General features: G+C 42.4%; 16 protein-coding genes. 11 read left to right on the forward strand and 5 right to left on the reverse strand.

Features of this window, described 5'->3' with window-relative positions:
* Position 1 precedes the first annotated feature (1 nt).
* Genes HRU80_09060 through HRU80_09070 form a run of 3 tightly spaced genes read left to right on the forward strand, consistent with a single transcriptional unit; the run spans position 2 to position 2,776 of the window.
* Entirely contained in the window at positions 2–760 is a 759-nt protein-coding gene (locus tag HRU80_09060; GenBank protein QOJ29021.1) for an ATP-binding cassette domain-containing protein, read from the forward strand.
* On the forward strand, positions 744–1,808 hold the full coding sequence (locus HRU80_09065; GenBank protein ID QOJ29022.1) for an MCE family protein: 1,065 nt from the start codon (positions 744–746) through the stop codon (positions 1,806–1,808). The genes HRU80_09060 and HRU80_09065 overlap by 17 nt, the downstream gene beginning before the upstream one ends.
* A complete protein-coding gene (locus HRU80_09070) occupies positions 1,805–2,776 on the forward strand; it encodes a hypothetical protein (protein QOJ29023.1) in 972 nt (323 codons plus the stop codon). The genes HRU80_09065 and HRU80_09070 overlap by 4 nt, the downstream gene beginning before the upstream one ends.
* Positions 2,777–2,796: 20 nt before the next feature.
* On the opposite strand, the gene HRU80_09075 is transcribed toward HRU80_09070, so the two are convergent.
* Positions 2,797–5,148, reverse strand: a complete 2,352-nt coding sequence (locus HRU80_09075; protein QOJ29024.1) for a response regulator — start codon at positions 5,146–5,148, stop codon at positions 2,797–2,799.
* A gap of 317 nt (positions 5,149–5,465) precedes the next feature.
* Here HRU80_09075 and HRU80_09080 point away from each other — a divergent pair, with 317 nt between their 5' ends.
* The 8 genes from HRU80_09080 to HRU80_09115 all read left to right on the forward strand — a co-directional run bounded on the left by HRU80_09080 (position 5,466) and on the right by HRU80_09115 (position 12,184).
* Positions 5,466–5,855 carry a hypothetical protein gene (locus tag HRU80_09080; protein ID QOJ29025.1) on the forward strand — a complete coding sequence of 130 codons (390 nt, stop codon included), beginning with the start codon at positions 5,466–5,468 and terminating at the stop codon, positions 5,853–5,855.
* 31 nt (positions 5,856–5,886) lie between these two features.
* Positions 5,887–6,471, forward strand: a complete 585-nt coding sequence (maf, locus tag HRU80_09085; protein ID QOJ29026.1) for a septum formation protein Maf — start codon at positions 5,887–5,889, stop codon at positions 6,469–6,471.
* Complete coding sequence (locus HRU80_09090; protein ID QOJ29027.1) at positions 6,464–7,408, forward strand: flippase-like domain-containing protein; 945 nt, start codon at positions 6,464–6,466, stop codon at positions 7,406–7,408. The genes maf and HRU80_09090 overlap by 8 nt, the downstream gene beginning before the upstream one ends.
* Positions 7,409–7,449: 41 nt before the next feature.
* Entirely contained in the window at positions 7,450–8,697 is a 1,248-nt protein-coding gene (icd, locus tag HRU80_09095) for an isocitrate dehydrogenase (NADP(+)) (GenBank protein QOJ29028.1), read from the forward strand.
* 14 nt (positions 8,698–8,711) lie between these two features.
* Complete coding sequence (locus HRU80_09100) at positions 8,712–9,095, forward strand: YtxH domain-containing protein (protein QOJ29029.1); 384 nt, start codon at positions 8,712–8,714, stop codon at positions 9,093–9,095.
* A gap of 8 nt (positions 9,096–9,103) precedes the next feature.
* Positions 9,104–9,484, forward strand: a complete 381-nt coding sequence (locus tag HRU80_09105) for a DUF948 domain-containing protein (GenBank protein ID QOJ29030.1) — start codon at positions 9,104–9,106, stop codon at positions 9,482–9,484.
* A 37-nt stretch (positions 9,485–9,521) separates the two neighbouring features.
* A complete protein-coding gene (gene fusA / locus HRU80_09110) occupies positions 9,522–11,615 on the forward strand; it encodes an elongation factor G (GenBank protein ID QOJ29031.1) in 2,094 nt (697 codons plus the stop codon).
* 68 nt (positions 11,616–11,683) lie between these two features.
* The gene (locus HRU80_09115; protein ID QOJ29032.1) at positions 11,684–12,184 is read left to right on the forward strand and encodes an HIT domain-containing protein; all 501 of its coding nucleotides are present in this window, start codon (positions 11,684–11,686) and stop codon (positions 12,182–12,184) included.
* Here the strand turns inward: HRU80_09115 and HRU80_09120 are convergent.
* The 4 genes from HRU80_09120 to HRU80_09135 are packed head-to-tail and all read right to left on the reverse strand — an operon-like array spanning position 12,177 to position 16,094.
* The gene (locus tag HRU80_09120; GenBank protein QOJ29033.1) at positions 12,177–12,662 is read right to left on the reverse strand and encodes a MarR family transcriptional regulator; all 486 of its coding nucleotides are present in this window, start codon (positions 12,660–12,662) and stop codon (positions 12,177–12,179) included. The genes HRU80_09115 and HRU80_09120 overlap by 8 nt on opposite strands.
* A gap of 22 nt (positions 12,663–12,684) precedes the next feature.
* Complete coding sequence (locus HRU80_09125; protein QOJ29034.1) at positions 12,685–13,599, reverse strand: hypothetical protein; 915 nt, start codon at positions 13,597–13,599, stop codon at positions 12,685–12,687.
* Positions 13,600–13,606: 7 nt separating this feature from the next.
* A complete protein-coding gene (locus HRU80_09130; GenBank protein ID QOJ29035.1) occupies positions 13,607–14,818 on the reverse strand; it encodes a cytochrome C in 1,212 nt (403 codons plus the stop codon).
* A 1-nt stretch (position 14,819) separates the two neighbouring features.
* Positions 14,820–16,094: a hypothetical protein gene (locus tag HRU80_09135; protein ID QOJ29036.1), complete on the reverse strand. Its 1,275-nt coding sequence runs from the start codon at positions 16,092–16,094 to the stop codon at positions 14,820–14,822.
* Positions 16,095–16,101 lie beyond the last annotated feature (7 nt).

A 16,101-nucleotide genomic window follows, 5' to 3' on the forward strand; every position in this document is an offset into this window, starting at 1 on the left:
GATGAGTCTGGTATCACTTGAAAGTGTTCATTATATTTCGGACCGGTATGAAGTAAAAGATCTGAGTATGCAGTTTGAAAAGGGGAAACTGTATGGATTTCTCGCTCCTCCTGATGAACCGGTGAATGAATTACTAAAGCTTATTTCAGGAATTGTGCAGCCGGATGAAGGAGCGGTGCGGTTTAACAATACTGACATGAATTTAGGAACGCTTTATAATCTGAGGGAGATCAGGAAAAAGATTTCTTATATATTTGAAAGGGGATCACTGCTTGCTAATCTGTCAATTCTGGAAAATCTGCTTCTCCCGTATGATTACCACTATCCTGACGTTAGCAGAGAAGAAAAAATGGAAAATATCAGGAACTACTTCAGTTATTTTCTTCTTCCGGAATCTATTCTGGAGGAGCGCCCTGCGGTACAAAGGCAGCAGACATCAAAACTGGTCATCATCATCAGAGCACTTTTGACTTCCCCTGAATTTCTGGTGTTGGATATGCCTTTCACCGATCTTGAATTAAAAAGCAAGAAGCGCCTGCTTCGAAAACTGGCTGAATTGAAAAAGGGAGGAAACATCACCCAGTTATACTATTCAAATAGTGATATTCTGTATGATGAATGTGATCTTTGTTACGTTTTTGAAAACGGCAAAATTATTGAAACAGGTGCGTGGGATGAACTGATTTTGTCAGATAACCCTCAGACACAAAAAATTATTAAAGACTATTTTGAGATAGAACTCGATGAAGCTGAGATATAAATACCCGCAAAGAACGGTAAAGATTTTTATCAGTGTGGCTTTGCTCATGCTGCTTTCAGGCTTGATGTTTATTATTATTCAGACCAAACTCTTTGAAACTAAAGTTGTTTTCAAAGCAAAGTTTGCAGACGCGAACGGTCTCTCCTCTACATCTCCGGTGAACTTTAAGGGATTCAAAATTGGCAATATCCGTAATTTTGAGCTCTCAAAGGATAATTATGTAATTGCGGAGTTCGAGGTTTTTGCTGAATACGCAGATAAGATCGTAGTAAATTCAGCTCTATATAAAGGAGTTAATCCTGTTACCAATACCTCTTTGATTGAATTTCTTCAGGGGGATGAAACCAGCATTCCGCTCTCACCCGGGAGCCTGATACCGGCTATTGACGTTCCTGAAGGCAGAATGCTCCTTGCTGAAAACAAAGTGACCAAATCAGGTGATCTGATTACCTCACTCCTCCTGAATTTGCAGGAATTTACGGATGCACTGAACTCCGATAACAATCCTGATAAGGGAGCAATTTTCCGGGCGATTGTGAATCTTGCTGATGCATCAGAAGACCTGAAGGTGATAGCGGGGGAGATGAATTCATTTACCGCGGCACTTAAAAAGGATGGTAATACCGGAGACGGTGCAATTTTCCGCGCCATAAATAATGTCGCTGATCTTACTCAGGAAGTAAAAGAGATAAGTGATGTTCTGAAAAGTTCAGTTTATAAGATTGATACATTGCTTGCCCAATACCAGAATCCTGACGGACTTGCGCAAAGAATGATTGACCCGACCGGAGAGCAGATATTCAAACCGGTTTCACAAAGTCTGAATGAGGTTAATAAACTGCTGCCAGAAGTTGAACATTTCCTCAAATTTATGAATTCCCAGACGGCAGATATTACGTATATGCTTGAAGACCTGAAAACAGTTCTGAAACAGGTACAGGTTACCTTCGAAACGGTGAATAATAGTCCGCTGATTAATCAGCCCGGGGAGGATTATATAAGAAACTTTAATTCATCTCACATCCGTTCAAAGAGTCTGCCAAAATGAAAAAGCAATATTTATACCTGACGCTTTTTATTGTTTTTCTGTTCGCCGGATGTGGTGGCAGTAATGTATCCGATTTGCGTAGTCTGCAAAACATTAAACGGGGGAATGAATATATCGGAGTTGCAGACCGGCAATTCAATGAGAATAATCTGGAAAGCGCGCTGAGGAATTTCGAAAATGCGCTTAAGGAGTTCAGTCTTATTGACTACTCTGACGGAAAAGCACGTGCCCTTAAAGGATCAGCAAGGGTTTATATTGCGCTTGGCAAACGTGATGAAGCTTCAATTCTCCTGAGCCGTCTTCAGGCAATGAAAAGTATTCTTTCCGGTGAATTGAAGTTTATGGTAACACTGGCCTTCACCGAGTATTACCGGGCATTCGGCATTTCTGATTCGCTGACCATGGTAACAGCTGAATGGAATAATTTCACTGATCCCGCTGAAAAAATGCAGCTTCTTGCGTATCATCTCATTGTAACTTCAGAGAAAGCAAGTGTTCAGAGCAGTGATCTGAATACTGCAAAAAAGCTTTTTAGCAGTTATTATGTTGAGGACCCGCTAGATCTTGAGATTGATATTCAGGCAATGTCACTGATTGCTTATGCGGCAGCGTTTGCAGAGTTTAACATGGGGAATCTGGATGAATCGGAAAAATACTTTCAGTATTCACTTCAGTATGATAAAGCTGCAGGCAACTATATGCAGATTGCTGACAACCTGTATTATCTGGGGATTATTGCTGAAAGACAAATGAAGTATGGAAATTCGGCAGACTACTTTAACAGAGCTTATGAAATTTATCTTCTTCTGAATGAAAAGGAAAAGGCTGGATTAAGCAATGCTCATTATCTTTTACAGAAGTACAGGATTAGTTCAGAAAAATCTTTACTGAAATCCGAACTTGAGAGAATAGCTGATTCTACACAGGATAAAGAACTGCAGAATAAAATAAAAGCTATTCTGAAATAATATACCCTATGCCGGTTCCTCTATGCAGGAATCTGCTTGGTATAGTGCTTCACTTTTTCGATGAATTCCTGGCTGTCTATTGGCTTTGCTATATAGTCGCTTGCACCTGCTTCAAGACATTTTTCTCTGTCTCCCTTCATTGCAAAAGCAGTCAGAGCAATAATCGGAGTATCTTTATACTCGGGAAGCTGCCTGATTCTTTCCGTTGCTTCAAATCCATTCATTACCGGCATCTGCATATCCATCAGGATCAGGTCAAATATCTGTGTTTTTGCAAGTTCAAGGGCCTCGGCACCGTTCTCAACAACTGAAATGGAATTAAAATTATTCTTTTTTAGAAGACGAGTTACTATGATCTGAGAATGTTTGTAATCTTCCACAAGAAGGATTTTCGGTTCAGTGGCAGGCTGTGCAGCTAATGCCTCCGGAGGTGTCGGCTCATCGTACCGGTTAATCATATTGTTGATCGTATCGGCAAGATCCTCAATTTTTGTTGAGCGTTTTGAAAGCAGATCAGCAAATAATCCGTCAATCTTCTTCAGGTCTTCAGCAAAATTCTCTTTGCCGGTATATATAACGATGGGGAGGTTGGCAAAGCGGGGATTTGATTTTATCAGCTTTATCAGCTCGAAACCATTAACCTCGGGCATATCCAGATCAACGATAGCCAGATCAAGATGCATATTCTTAATCCGGTCCATAACCTTCGCGGAGTAGGGTTCTGCGATTGCGTTATATCCGACTGATTCAATAGCACCCTTGATTAAGTTAAGTGTGGGCAGGTCATCATCAACACATAAGATATTTGAATCCCGCTTGAGTTTATAGCTGGTGAGCACCTCAACCAGGTCTTTATATTTAATCGGTTTTACAAAATACTCAACCGCACCCATCAAGAATGCTTTCTGCTGTTCTGCCTCAACCGAGCATACAATTACGGGAACATTCTTCGTGTTTTCTGATTCTCTGATCTTTTTCAGAAGTTCAAGCCCGTTTACATCGGGGAGCACAATATCCATGATAACAGCAAGGAATTTTTCATGCTTTATCATCTGAAGCGCTTTTTCTCCCGAGTTAACAATAGTCGGGTCATATCCCCATTTGTTAAGGTAGTTGCTCAGCAGTTTTGATGTTGCATAATCATCTTCAATAACCAGCACTTTGCTTTTCCCGACAGGTTTTGGAAGTGCACTTAATTTTTCTTCAAGGGAAGAACCGGCTGGTTCCATCAGAACTGAAAACTGAAGTACAAGTCCTTTGGAGGAGGTTGTCCCGATATCAAGTTGTCCGCCAAGAAGATCAATAAGCTTTTTTGCAAGGATAATGCTGAGTGCTGAGACAGGTCCCGTTTTGGTTATATTGTTTTCAAGGAAAAACAGCGGACGGGTGAAATTCACAGTTGAATGTACCGGAACGATATCACCGGTATTCAGTATTCTGAAATTAAGCCGGTTCCTGCCTTCGGAACTGATCGAAATGAGAATCTTGCCTTTAATGGTAAGAGTTTTAAACAGGTTTATAAACGTCTGCAGAACTGATTTAAGTTTCTGGGCATCGGCTTTTCCGGAATTTATGGACAGATTCTCCGTGGTAATCTCGAGTGATATATCGCGGGAATCCGATTTATCCGCCAGGGGCTGTTTGAGTTCTTCCAGGAGTGAATCTATCTGGAATGTTGACGTATTATTGAGCAGCAGGCCCGACTCGATTTTGGATATATCAACAATCTCATTAAGCAGATAGGATAATTTCTGGGCGCTTTCCTTTATATTAATGATATACTCGTTTTGCGATGGGGTAAGCTTTTCTTCACCCAGGAGGGAAAGGAATCCGATAATGCTGTTAACAGGAGTCCTGATTTCGCTTGATAAATTACTGATTACGCGATTCAAATCCTCATCATGATCATTGCCGCTTACGGTGAAATAATATAAAACCTCTTCCGAAAGAAGTTTGATGCTGTCAAGTTTTTCTTTTTCAGCTTTCTGATAAGGGGATTTCTGAGAAAGTTTAAGAAGGTACCTCTGGTGGTCCGGAGCGGCGATCTGAAGAGTGATGTCGCTGCTATTTCCTTCACTGATTTTTATTTCACAAACGTGATCGGGGGTATAATCTGTCTGTTCACCGAAATTTTTAGCGCTTTTACATGAAGTACAGTTATAACTGTTGGCATGTGCAAATTTCTTAGTTGCGTTCCGTGACTTTCCGCTGAGTATAAAGGTATCAAATTTCAGGGAAAAGAGAATAGCGGAACTATACCCGAATTCCTCACAAATGAAATCGCAGTAGTGATCAGGAAAATCAGCCGGAGTGCTTCTCAGGTTCTTTAATAATTTTCCTATAATGCCTGCAGCCTGGAAATTTCCGCTCATCCTGTAAACCAAGTCCAATAAATAAAAGTCATTTAAACTCAAATATATTAAATATCCGGTACTCTTTAAATAATGAATATAAATCATATGCTAATAATAATAGCAGGTTTTAGCCGGCAGGGGGAGGGGAGGCTGTGTGACTTCCCGCTGAATCAATAAGGGCGTTGGTTTGAGACCGGATTTCTGCCGTACAATGGTGTCAAACCTCACCCGGAGGAATGGGTCTTCCGGGTATGCCCGGCCGGGTAAAATCTGAAAATTTTGCTTGGATTATTAGGGGATGATTACTATTTTGCCATAACTTAATTAAACAGGTAATGAAAAAAGCGTTTCTCCTTGGGTTTTTGCTTAGTGCTACCCTGATTTCAGGTGCATTTATCGAGTTTTTTCAGGCAAAAAGTGAAAATAGTGCCGTAAAACTCGAGTGGAAGACTAATACCGAGTCCTCCCTGAAAGAGTTCGTGGTTGAACGCAAAACCGTGAATGGCAATTTTATTGTCATCGGTAAAGTTGCTGCCCGTGGGGATAATTCATACTACACCTTCATTGATGAGGCAGCGTTCAAGTCAAATGATTATGTTTTCGTTTACCGGTTAAAATTGGTTGATACTGACTCGCAGCACTCTTATTCAAAGGAGATTTCTGTCTCTCATTCCTTGTCCGATGTTAAACGAACCTGGGGCAGTATAAAGGCGATGTTCAGGTAATCGGGAAAATTCGTGATTCTCAGGTTCCCATTTGCCCCCTCTCAGCCATAAGTTTTACCTCGCTTCAAATTCCCCCAGAAGATTAGAACTCCTTCAGCTCATTTCCATTCATCCTATTGTCATCAGTCCTGATTTTGATGAGATTTTTTCAGGTGATGTACCTCCCTCTGAATTAGCCATTAGACTTGCATCCGGAAAACTAAATAGCGTCAAGGAAAAAGTTCCTGAAGGACTAGTACTTTCCGCGGATACCCTGGTGATCTTTGAGAATCAGATTTTAGGCAAACCGGCTAATCATAATGAAGCGGAAGAGATGCTTCGTCTCCTCAGCGGGAACTGGCATTCCGTAATCACAGGGTTTTCCCTCCTGAATAAGGGAAACGGTAGAATAATTAACCGAGCTTCCCACACCCGTGTCCATTTCCGTCATCTTGCTGAATATGAGATTGCTGAATACATTGAATCCGGCAGTCCGTTTGACAAAGCGGGGGGATATGGAATTCAGGACTCTTTCGGGGCGATTTTCGTTGATGAAATTGCCGGTGATTTTTATAATGTGGTAGGTCTCCCGCTGGCTGAGGTCTATAAGGCGATAAAGGAGATTACCGTTGATTGAAAAGACCAAAAAAAGAATTCTAATCTCTCTGGTACTTGCCGGTATCATCTATCTGGGTTTTACGATTTACGGAGATTTCGACCGCCTGACGGATGCATTTTCTGTCTTCCCCTGGTATATATATCCGCTTCTTCTGCTTCTTTCCTCAATAAATTATATTTTCCGGTTTATTAAGTGGGATTATTACCTGAGGATTGTCGGAGTTACTATTTCAAAAGGGGATTCATTCGGAATTTTTATGTCTGGTCTGATCATGAGCATCACTCCAGGTAAGTTTGGTGAGGTACTGAAGGCCTACCTGGTCAAGCAGGTAGACGGAACCCCGATCAGCAAAACCACCCCGATAATTTTTGTTGAGCGAATTACCGATTTTCTGAGCCTGATACTGATCACGCTTTTGGGAGCGTTTCTCTTTGATTACGGCCGGGGGATTATAAGTGCTGTCGGGCTCTTTTTCGTGATTGTAATTGTGTTGATCTCACACAGAGGATGGGCAGTTTCCGTGCTCAATCAGCTTCATAAAATCCGTTTTATCCAGAAACTATCTGACCCGATCCAGAATGCCTATGAAAGCTCTTATCAGCTGCTCAGGCCGGGTCCGCTCTTTTATATGACTGCGGTCAGTCTGTTTTCCTGGATATTTGAATGCTTGGGTTATTATATAATTCTGATTAATTTTAACTTAGATATTTCAATTATTTGGGCTTCATTTGCCTATGGATTCGCAACAATTGTCGGAGCGATAACTATGATGCCCGGGGGTTTAGGAGTAACAGAAGGCTCTCTCACATTCCTTGCAATGGGAGTTGGTGCAAGCAGGGAAGTGGCAGTGGCAGCAACATTTATAATCAGAGCAGTCACACTCTGGTTTGCAGTGCTGGTTGGCGTGATTGCAGTGTCAGTTTACCAGCGAAAGATTGGAAATGAAATTGATTAATTATTTTACTTATTATATTACCGAAATAGCGGAGTAAACACATGTCCTATAAGCATATCAAAATACCCTCACAAGGCAATCCTATAACTTTCAGCAACGGAAAAATTAACGTCCCTGACAAACCTATCGTAATGTTCATTGAAGGAGACGGAACCGGTGCCGATATCTGGGGTGCCTCAAAAGCAGTTTTTGACGCTGCCGTTCAGAAAGCCTATGGCGGCAAAAAAGAAGTAGCTTGGATGGAGATTTACGCAGGTGAAAAATCACTAAGTGTCTATGGTGAAAACCAGTGGCTTCCGGATGAAACTATTGATGCCATAAAAGAATACAAAGTTGCCATCAAAGGACCTCTCACCACTCCAGTTGGCGGCGGTATCAGAAGTCTTAATGTCTCATTGCGCCAGATTCTGGACCTTTATGCTTGCGTCAGACCAGTAAAATACTACACAGGCGTTCCCAGTCCGATGAAGCACCCCGAACTGCTTGATATCGTGATTTTCCGTGAAAACACTGAAGATGTTTATGCAGGTATCGAATTTAAGGACGGCACACCTGAGGCTAATGACATAATTGACTATATTAATACCAAATTCAAGAAGAACATCCGTCCCAATTCAGGAATCGGAATAAAGCCAATGAGTGAGTTCGGCTCGGCACGATTGGTAAAAAAGGCAATAGAATACGCAATTACCAATAATAAGAAAAGCGTAACCCTGGTTCACAAGGGAAATATCATGAAATTTACCGAAGGATCCTTCAAAGAGTGGGGTTATAAGGTAGCAGCGCAGGAATTTGGTGATAAAACCATAACGGAAGATGAAGTCTTTAAGAACCATAATGGCATAGTTCCTGATGGTAAAATCATGATAAAAGACAGAATCGCTGACAGTATGTTCCAGCAGCTCCTTCTCAGACCTGCTGAATATGATGTTCTGGCAACCCCAAATCTGAACGGTGATTACCTGAGTGATGCTGCGGCTGCTCAGGTTGGTGGTCTTGGAATTGCCCCTGGTGCAAACATCAGCTATGAAGTGGCAATTTTTGAGGCAACTCACGGTACTGCACCAAAATATGCAGGACTCAACAAAATAAACCCTGGTTCAGTAATTCTCTCAGGTGTCATGATGTTTGAGTTTATGGGCTGGAATGAAGTTTCCAGAAGCATTGAAAGTGCCATTCAGAAGACTATTGCGTCTAAAACCGTAACCTACGACTTTGCCCGCCTGATGGAGGGTGCAACTGAGGTAGGTACAAGAGAATTTGCTCAGGCAATAATTAAAAACTTATAAAAGCGGAGTCTATCATGTCCAAAGAAAGTAATCTTAGTAAAGGTCTGCTTATCGGATTTCTCACCGGTGCGGTAGTCGGCGGAGCGGTTGCTCTGCTCTATGCACCTAAAAGCGGCAAAGAGCTCAGAAATGACCTTTCCGGGAAAGCCGATGATTTACTCGATGAAGCAGAAAAAATGTTTAATGAGGGCAAAACCAGAAGTGAAAAGCTAGTTACCGATGCAAAGGTTAAAGCTGACGAATTGCTGGTCGAAGCTAAAAAAGTTCTCGATGACGCCCGTGTAAAAGCATCTGAAGTTTATGCTCAAGGCAAAGAGAAAATCTCTGCTGAAAGCGGCAGAATAAAAGATGCTGTGAAAGCAGGCGTTGACAATTATAAAGAAAACAGGAACTCCTGATCAGCGTTATGGAATCATTCATCTCGCTGGCTCAGATTCTGCTTCTTCTTTCGGCATCCGCACTGTGTATAGCGTTGATCGTATATATGGGAAGGATTACCAGAAAAATCGAAGAGATGCAGGCTGACATCAAAAAAATATCCGAGCAAGTGAGTCCCTTGGTGGACTCACTTCAGCTCATAAGCCGTTCAGTAGCTGAACTCACCGATAAACTGAATAAACAGGTGAGTGAGGTTGAATGGATTGTTTCTGAGGTTAAAGATAAAATTCAAAGCGTTAAAACTTTCACATCAGCCCTCAGAACAGGAATTGATGACAGAGTGAAATCACTTGTCAGCACTCTTGGATTCGTAAGAGACAAGATGCAGCACCTGTTTAAGAAATCATAACTTTACATCATCATCCAATGAAATAAGGAGACCCACTGTGAAGGAATACCTTCCCGAATCCATGCGAAATCTTTGTTTCATCGGTCATGGCAGCAGCGGAAAGACCTCTCTCGCTGAAGTCTGCTTATATACCGCCGGTGAAACAACAAGAATCGGAACCATTGCTGAGGGCAATACACAATCCGATTATACTTCTAACGAAATAGAAAAACAATTCTCCATCTCCCTTTCTCTTCTTCACTTTGACTGGAAAAACTGCAAAATTAACTGGATTGACACTCCCGGTTATACTGATTTTATAGGCGAAGTAAAATGCGCCATGAAAGTAGCTGATACGGCTGTAATGGTGCTCAAAGCATTCGAAGGAGTTGAAGTTGGTTCGGAAATAACCGGCCACTTTGTAAATGAGTTTAAAATGCCGTCCGCAATTGTCATCAATAAATGCGATAACGAAAAGGCACGGTTTGATGAAGTGGTTGCCATGGCAAAAGAGCGCCTCACAAACGGTGCAATGGTCGTTACGTTCCCGGCAAATCCGGGTCCGGCTTTTGATACCGTAATTGATGTAATCAGTATGAAGGCGTATACCTACGGTGCTGCAGGTACTAAAAAAGTTACAGTTGGTGAAATACCTGGTGATCTTAAAGCGCGTGCTGAAGAATACCGCACACTTCTGATTGAAAAAGTTGCTGAGCTTAATGAAGAGTTCATGAATGAGTATTTTGAAACAGGAAATCTCAGCGACGAAGATCTTAAAACCGGCATGACAGAATCAATCTTAAAGAGAAGTTTAACACCGGTATTTGCCACAAGTGCTACAACCACGGCAGGAGTAAATAATTTCCTCGATTTTATTGAAGCGTATTTTCCGAATCCTCTTCAGATGCCGCCGGTTACAGGTAAACTGAAGGATAAGGATGAGCTTATTGTTGTGAAACCTGATCCTAAGGCTGAACCGGTAATCTTTGTATTTAAGACACTTGCTGAACAGCATGTTGGTGAACTTTCACTCTTCAGAGTATTTTCAGGAGAAGTTCACCCCGGTATGGATATGGTGAATGAAGCAAACGGAAAAATTGAACGGCTCAATCAGCTCTCAATCCTCAACGGAAGAAACCGAAGGGATGTACAGTCCCTGGTTGCCGGTGATATGGGTGCTGTTGTTAAATTGAAGGATACACATACCAATAATACACTGGCATCTAAAAATCTTCCCGTTATTCTTGATGAAATTGTGTTCCCGGAGCCTATTATCCGCGGCGCAATTCAGCCCAAAGCCAAGGGTGATGAAGATAAGATTGCAACCGGTCTTCATACGCTAAGTGAGGAGGATCCATCATTCAGTGTTAAATATGATCCTGAGATAGCTCAGACCATTATCAGCGGTCAGGGTGAACTTCAGCTTGCGTTGGCTGTTAAACGGCTTAAAGAAAGATATAAAGTTGAAGTTGATCTGATTGAACCAAGAATTCCTTACCGCGAAGCAATTAAGGGTAAATGCCTTTCTGCTGAATATAAACATAAAAAGCAGTCAGGCGGCAGAGGACAGTATGGTCACGTATTCCTTAAACTTGAGCCGCTCCCGAGAGGTACCGGATTCCAGTTTGAAGATGCTATCGTTGGCGGTGTTGTTCCTGGCCGTTTTGTTCCCGCTGTTGAAAAAGGAATTCAGGATAGTCTGGTTAAAGGAGTGCTTGCGGGATATCCGATTGTGGATGTTAAGTGCACACTATTTGACGGATCGTACCATGATGTTGATTCAGATGAAATGTCTTTTAAGATTGCATCTTCGATGTGTTTCAAGAAAGCTTTTATGGAATCAAAACCGGTTCTGCTTGAACCTATATATGATGTTGAAGTAACCGTGCCCGAAGAATTCATGGGCGACGTAATGGGTGATATGTCAAGCCGCAGAGGAAAAATCCTCGGAATGGATGCTGACGGTCACTTTCAGAAAATCAAATCTCAGGTTCCACTTTCAGAACTGTATAAGTACTCCTCAGCGCTGCGCAGTCTTACTCAGGGACGGGGCAGTCATACGCGGAAATTCTCACATTATGAGGAAGTTCCGAAGGAAGTTGAGAATCAGATTGTAGAGGAATATAAAAAGTCACGTGCCGAAGGCGCCTGATTATCAGCATTAACATTAAGCCGGAGAATAATTAACATTATTCTCCGGCTTTTATTTTACGGAAAGTTATGGAAAAACTCTGGTCACCCTGGCGTTCACAATATATAGAGTCATTTAAGGAAAAAAAGACTCCCTCCGGCTGTATTTTTTGCAGTGCAAAGGATGAAGATACGGCTGCCGATGATTCACTGGTAGTGGTAAAGAGCAAGCTCACCTTTACTGTTATGAATCTCTATCCCTATAATAACGGGCATCTGATGGTTGTTCCTTACAGGCATATATCTGAATTTGATCTTCTTACCGCAGAAGAGAGAATTGAGATAATGAGTGAAGTTGAACGTGCAATAAAGGCTTTAAAACTAACTATCAGGCCTGAAGGATTTAATCTGGGAGCAAATCTTGGCAAAGCAGCAGGAGCGGGGATTGACAGCCACCTGCATTTTCACATCGTTCCAAGATGGAACGGGGATACGAATTTTATGCCTGTTTTAGGCGAGACAAAAGTATTATCACAGGATTTATTAAAGGGGAGAAATGAGCTGAGGGAAGCTTATACGAAAATCAGCTGACAGTATTTTGATTTTTACCTTCTGCAAGCCAGGTATCTATCCGGGAAAATAAAAGTACCATAGCGTGAAGGACTCCTGCCCTTTCATGGGGCGAAAGAGTGCTTAGTACTTCACGGTGCAGATCCAGATACTGGTGATGTATATATTTTAGAAAGTCATCCCCGTCGAGTGTAAGACTTAAACGCATATTTCTCCTGTCATTAGGTTCTTCATGTCTTTCAACAAAACCTTTTTGAACAAGACTATTAATAATCCGAGTGCAGCGGCTGGGGCTGAGACACATTCTCTCAGCCACAACCTTGCTGTTTATACTCTGACTGACATGGATTAACCGGAGGCACCGGAATTCTGCCTGCGTCAGGTGAAATTGCCTGACGCGCATCTCTTCTTTTCTGTGGCAACTGTCCAGAATTTTATAAGTAAGTTCAGCGAGCTGCTCAGCAGATTCCGATGATTTAGTATCCGGTTTGACTTCCATAAATACCAGCACTTACTTTTTCTTAGTAGTCAACTTCCGTTCCGTAAACATTCAGTTTGCCATTGATGTGCTTCTGCTTATCGATGATTGTGTAGGTTGTTCCGCTTACTGAAACAACATCACCGTGACAGAAACTGCAGTTCTGAACGTTTGGATGATTGCCGCCGTTGGCAGTTGTTTTTGGCAGGGGATTTCCTGTTGCAACATCACCATGACAGCTTCCGCATTTTGCACCATCTGCTCCTGCACTCCATACAGCAATATTGTCAGGATTACCGTTTTTAAATGAACCATGGCAGTAGGAATCAGCACATCCTTTTTTGTTTGTTCCGGGTACTGTCACAAATCTGGGATTTGGCACATTAGTCGGAAGTGAGGAGGCATAATACTGATGTCCGCTGACATTGGTGCTGATGCTTGATTTTGCACTATACACAATTTCAGCACCAGGAGTATTATCAAGATGCCCAGCTGCACCTGCGGTTGCAGGTACGGTGTGACAATCACCGCAAACCAATGCCGGTCCGTTGCCAAGTCCCTGCATGTGCAGGGCATGAGCGCCGACCGTTTCAGAAGAATCGCGATCCATCAGATCCTGTGGAGGATATATTACTGCCGGATTGCTGAAGTCTCCGTGACAGGTGTTGCAGGCAAGTGGACCTGCCGGTTGTGTGTGACAGGTATAGCAGCTTGAAGCACTTCCTGCACCAGTGAAAGAAGTACCATGACACGATTTACATTCATTCATGTCCCAGTTCTTTGCTTTTATCAGCTTGCCATGAAAGTTCGCTGAGGATGGGGTTACAATTCCTTCAGGGTGGACGCTGACTGCCGGTGGAGTAGCAATATTATCGTTCAATTCACTGGAGCATCCTGCTAAGAATGCAGCAGAGAAAAGAACAACTGACATATAAACTAAAATTACTTTCTTATTCATAATTCACCTATTTAGCTCCGTGACAATAACCGCAGAAACCTATACCAGCTATTCCCGAAGGTCTGGCATTAGCATCTGTGTGACAAGTATAGCAGATAGAAGAAGCATCATCATGCCAGTCTCCATTCACGGAAGAAAGGAATCCTTTGATATGCGTCTTGGAGTTTGTGCCTTTTATTCCGTCAGGATCAGAATGGCAGAGTATACATGCCGGGTCTGCTCCCTGAGTATCATGACAGGATGCACAGTTTTCTATATCACGCTTTGCGAGAGTGGCATGGGTTCCGCCGCCACTGCCAACACCCAGCATGATAAATCCTGCTTTGCCGTGAGAGGCTGGAATTACACCGGCCAGAGCGAAGTCCTGCCCGTCACCTGCGTGACATTCACCGCAGAAGGTTTCAACCTGATGACATGACTGGCAGTCAGCAGATTTATTCTTTGCATCAAGACCATGAGTAAAGCGGTAATTCAGCTCATGTGCTTTCTGAATTTTCTGCAGTTTGCGCGGTGAGAATAGTGCCTGACCTCCATATGGAGTATAAAAACTGCCTGAAGTATTGTTAACATCAAGGGCGGTTGTGGAGCTATGACACTCATCGCATGAATTGTTGTCATGGCACATCATACAGTCCGCAGTTGGTGATCCAGCCATGAATTTATGTGACCTGCTGAAATTTGCAGTGAGATGCGTCTCTGGAGTCAGGTCAGCTGTATTCAGGTGGCAGGTTTCGCATGCGTTAGAAGCCAGCTTTGTCTCAGCGTGACAGGTATTGCATGTTGCCATTCCGGGATTGTAGTTTGAGAAATTTGTCAACTGTTCGTTTTCACCAATACCAGCATGGCAAAGCTGGCAGTCAGTGCCTTCTTCAATATGCTGTACGTGGCTGAATATCAGTTCAGACGGTTTTCTTTCAGTAAATGCCTGATAGTCATCAGTTGCGTGACACGTGCCGCAGGCATCACTGTCATTCACATCATGGCATTCAGCGCATTTATCTTTATCAGGGAGCAGTCTGCCTTTCAGGTCGGCTGCAGTTGTAGCCGGGACATGGCAATCCTGACAGGAAGATAAATCCTGATGAAGCTTATGTGAGAATTTAATATGGTTTTCTTTTTCTGTTTCAGCTATTGCATTCTGATTAAAGAATGATGAACCTGCAAGAAGAAAGAGAAAACATGCTGATACAAAAGAGGAGTAAACTATTTTGATGTTCATGTTACAATACTCCCAGATTTGTATTAAACCAATAATTCGCCTTTATGAGAAGACGGAGATCATTGCTGTAAATTTTATTATTCATATACTGCATCTGAAGATCAAACGACAGGGATTTCAGCGGTCTTACATTAACACCACCGAGAAGAGTTGTTAAATTATTTGTCTCAGCATCGGCACTGAGTTTATAATCAGTATAAGCCAATCCTAAAGACGGGGTGACCATTCCTTCAAAGAATGTTTTCGCTACATACAGTGAAACTGACTGCATCTCACCTGCATAACCGCCGTTTCCTCTGTAGGAGAGTGATCCGTAATCAGTAGTAAGACTGAATCCGTATCTGTGAGAATTGTCATCTTTGTAATTAATATATGCGAAATTGGCTACTAATCTGAAACCGGGGATGAATTTGTATCCTAACCCAACTTCACCTTCAAACGTATTTCCATAATCGAACACAGAGAAGATAGAGTTATAGGTAACTGTCGGTTCACGATAGAGCAGATACGCCTCTGCGTCCAGAGCGTCAGTTAACTCGAAATCTGACTGGACTTCGAGTTTGGAGAGTTTGGAAATGTTCAGGTCATACTCAGTTTTAAGTCCGGCAAACATATTTTCAGGACTGTAATCAGCATCCAGGAAAATATATCTGAACTGATTAGAATTCTGCTTAATGAGCAGGGTTATCGGGTTAAACTGATCGTCAAGACGTGTTACCGAATAATCAGGCCTTTTCAGATTCTTTGCTGAATAACCGGCTTTCACACCGAGTAATCCTCCGTAATTATAAGAGAGGGAGGCTGCGGTTACAGAGTTATCAGAAAAATTCTCTGCAATCTTCATCTTCTGATAGGAAGGAAGGACACCGCCATAATGAAAGTTGGCTTCAAAATCTGAATAGGTACCCTTTAGCGAGATACCATCGTAGAGACCGGTAGCCGGTCCATTGAATATTGAATGCCTTCCAAGCTTAAACGAAAGGACATCCCACAATTTTCTTCCTTCCAGATGGAAAGTGTAAAGCCGTAAACGGTCTACACCAAGGGAGGATTTGCTGAATGATTCGTAGCTGAGGGAGGTACGTAAGGAGAATTTTTGCTGATTGATGTTCAGGTAAAGACTTTGTGCACCGTGAATGACAGATTGAGAACTGCCGACGGAATCAAATCTCTCGAAGCCATAGGCTCCGAGAGATATTCTTCCGTTTATATTTTGTCCATTTAAAGAATGGACGGTACAGCAAAGCAGGAAGAGAGTTAAGATTCTGCTTTTCATACTGTTG

This window comes from Ignavibacteriales bacterium, from assembly GCA_015709675.1.
Classification (GTDB): Bacteria; Bacteroidota; Ignavibacteria; order Ignavibacteriales; family Ignavibacteriaceae; genus H2-BAC3.

What these genes read in the sequence shown, in the direction of transcription:
- HRU80_09130 (QOJ29035.1), bottom strand. Translation starts at nt 14,818, where the DNA reads ATGAACATCAAAATAGTTTACTCCTCTTTTGTATCAGCATGTTTTCTC.
- HRU80_09080 (QOJ29025.1), top strand. Translation starts at nt 5,466, where the DNA reads ATGAAAAAAGCGTTTCTCCTTGGGTTTTTGCTTAGTGCTACCCTGATT.
- HRU80_09075 (QOJ29024.1), bottom strand. Translation starts at nt 5,148, where the DNA reads ATGAGCGGAAATTTCCAGGCTGCAGGCATTATAGGAAAATTATTAAAG.
- HRU80_09070 (QOJ29023.1), top strand. Translation starts at nt 1,805, where the DNA reads ATGAAAAAGCAATATTTATACCTGACGCTTTTTATTGTTTTTCTGTTC.
- HRU80_09125 (QOJ29034.1), bottom strand. Translation starts at nt 13,599, where the DNA reads ATGAATAAGAAAGTAATTTTAGTTTATATGTCAGTTGTTCTTTTCTCT.
- HRU80_09120 (QOJ29033.1), bottom strand. Translation starts at nt 12,662, where the DNA reads ATGGAAGTCAAACCGGATACTAAATCATCGGAATCTGCTGAGCAGCTC.
- HRU80_09065 (QOJ29022.1), top strand. Translation starts at nt 744, where the DNA reads ATGAAGCTGAGATATAAATACCCGCAAAGAACGGTAAAGATTTTTATC.
- HRU80_09115 (QOJ29032.1), top strand. Translation starts at nt 11,684, where the DNA reads ATGGAAAAACTCTGGTCACCCTGGCGTTCACAATATATAGAGTCATTT.
- HRU80_09105 (QOJ29030.1), top strand. Translation starts at nt 9,104, where the DNA reads ATGGAATCATTCATCTCGCTGGCTCAGATTCTGCTTCTTCTTTCGGCA.
- HRU80_09060 (QOJ29021.1), top strand. Translation starts at nt 2, where the DNA reads ATGAGTCTGGTATCACTTGAAAGTGTTCATTATATTTCGGACCGGTAT.
- icd (QOJ29028.1), top strand. Translation starts at nt 7,450, where the DNA reads ATGTCCTATAAGCATATCAAAATACCCTCACAAGGCAATCCTATAACT.
- HRU80_09100 (QOJ29029.1), top strand. Translation starts at nt 8,712, where the DNA reads ATGTCCAAAGAAAGTAATCTTAGTAAAGGTCTGCTTATCGGATTTCTC.
- HRU80_09135 (QOJ29036.1), bottom strand. Translation starts at nt 16,094, where the DNA reads ATGAAAAGCAGAATCTTAACTCTCTTCCTGCTTTGCTGTACCGTCCAT.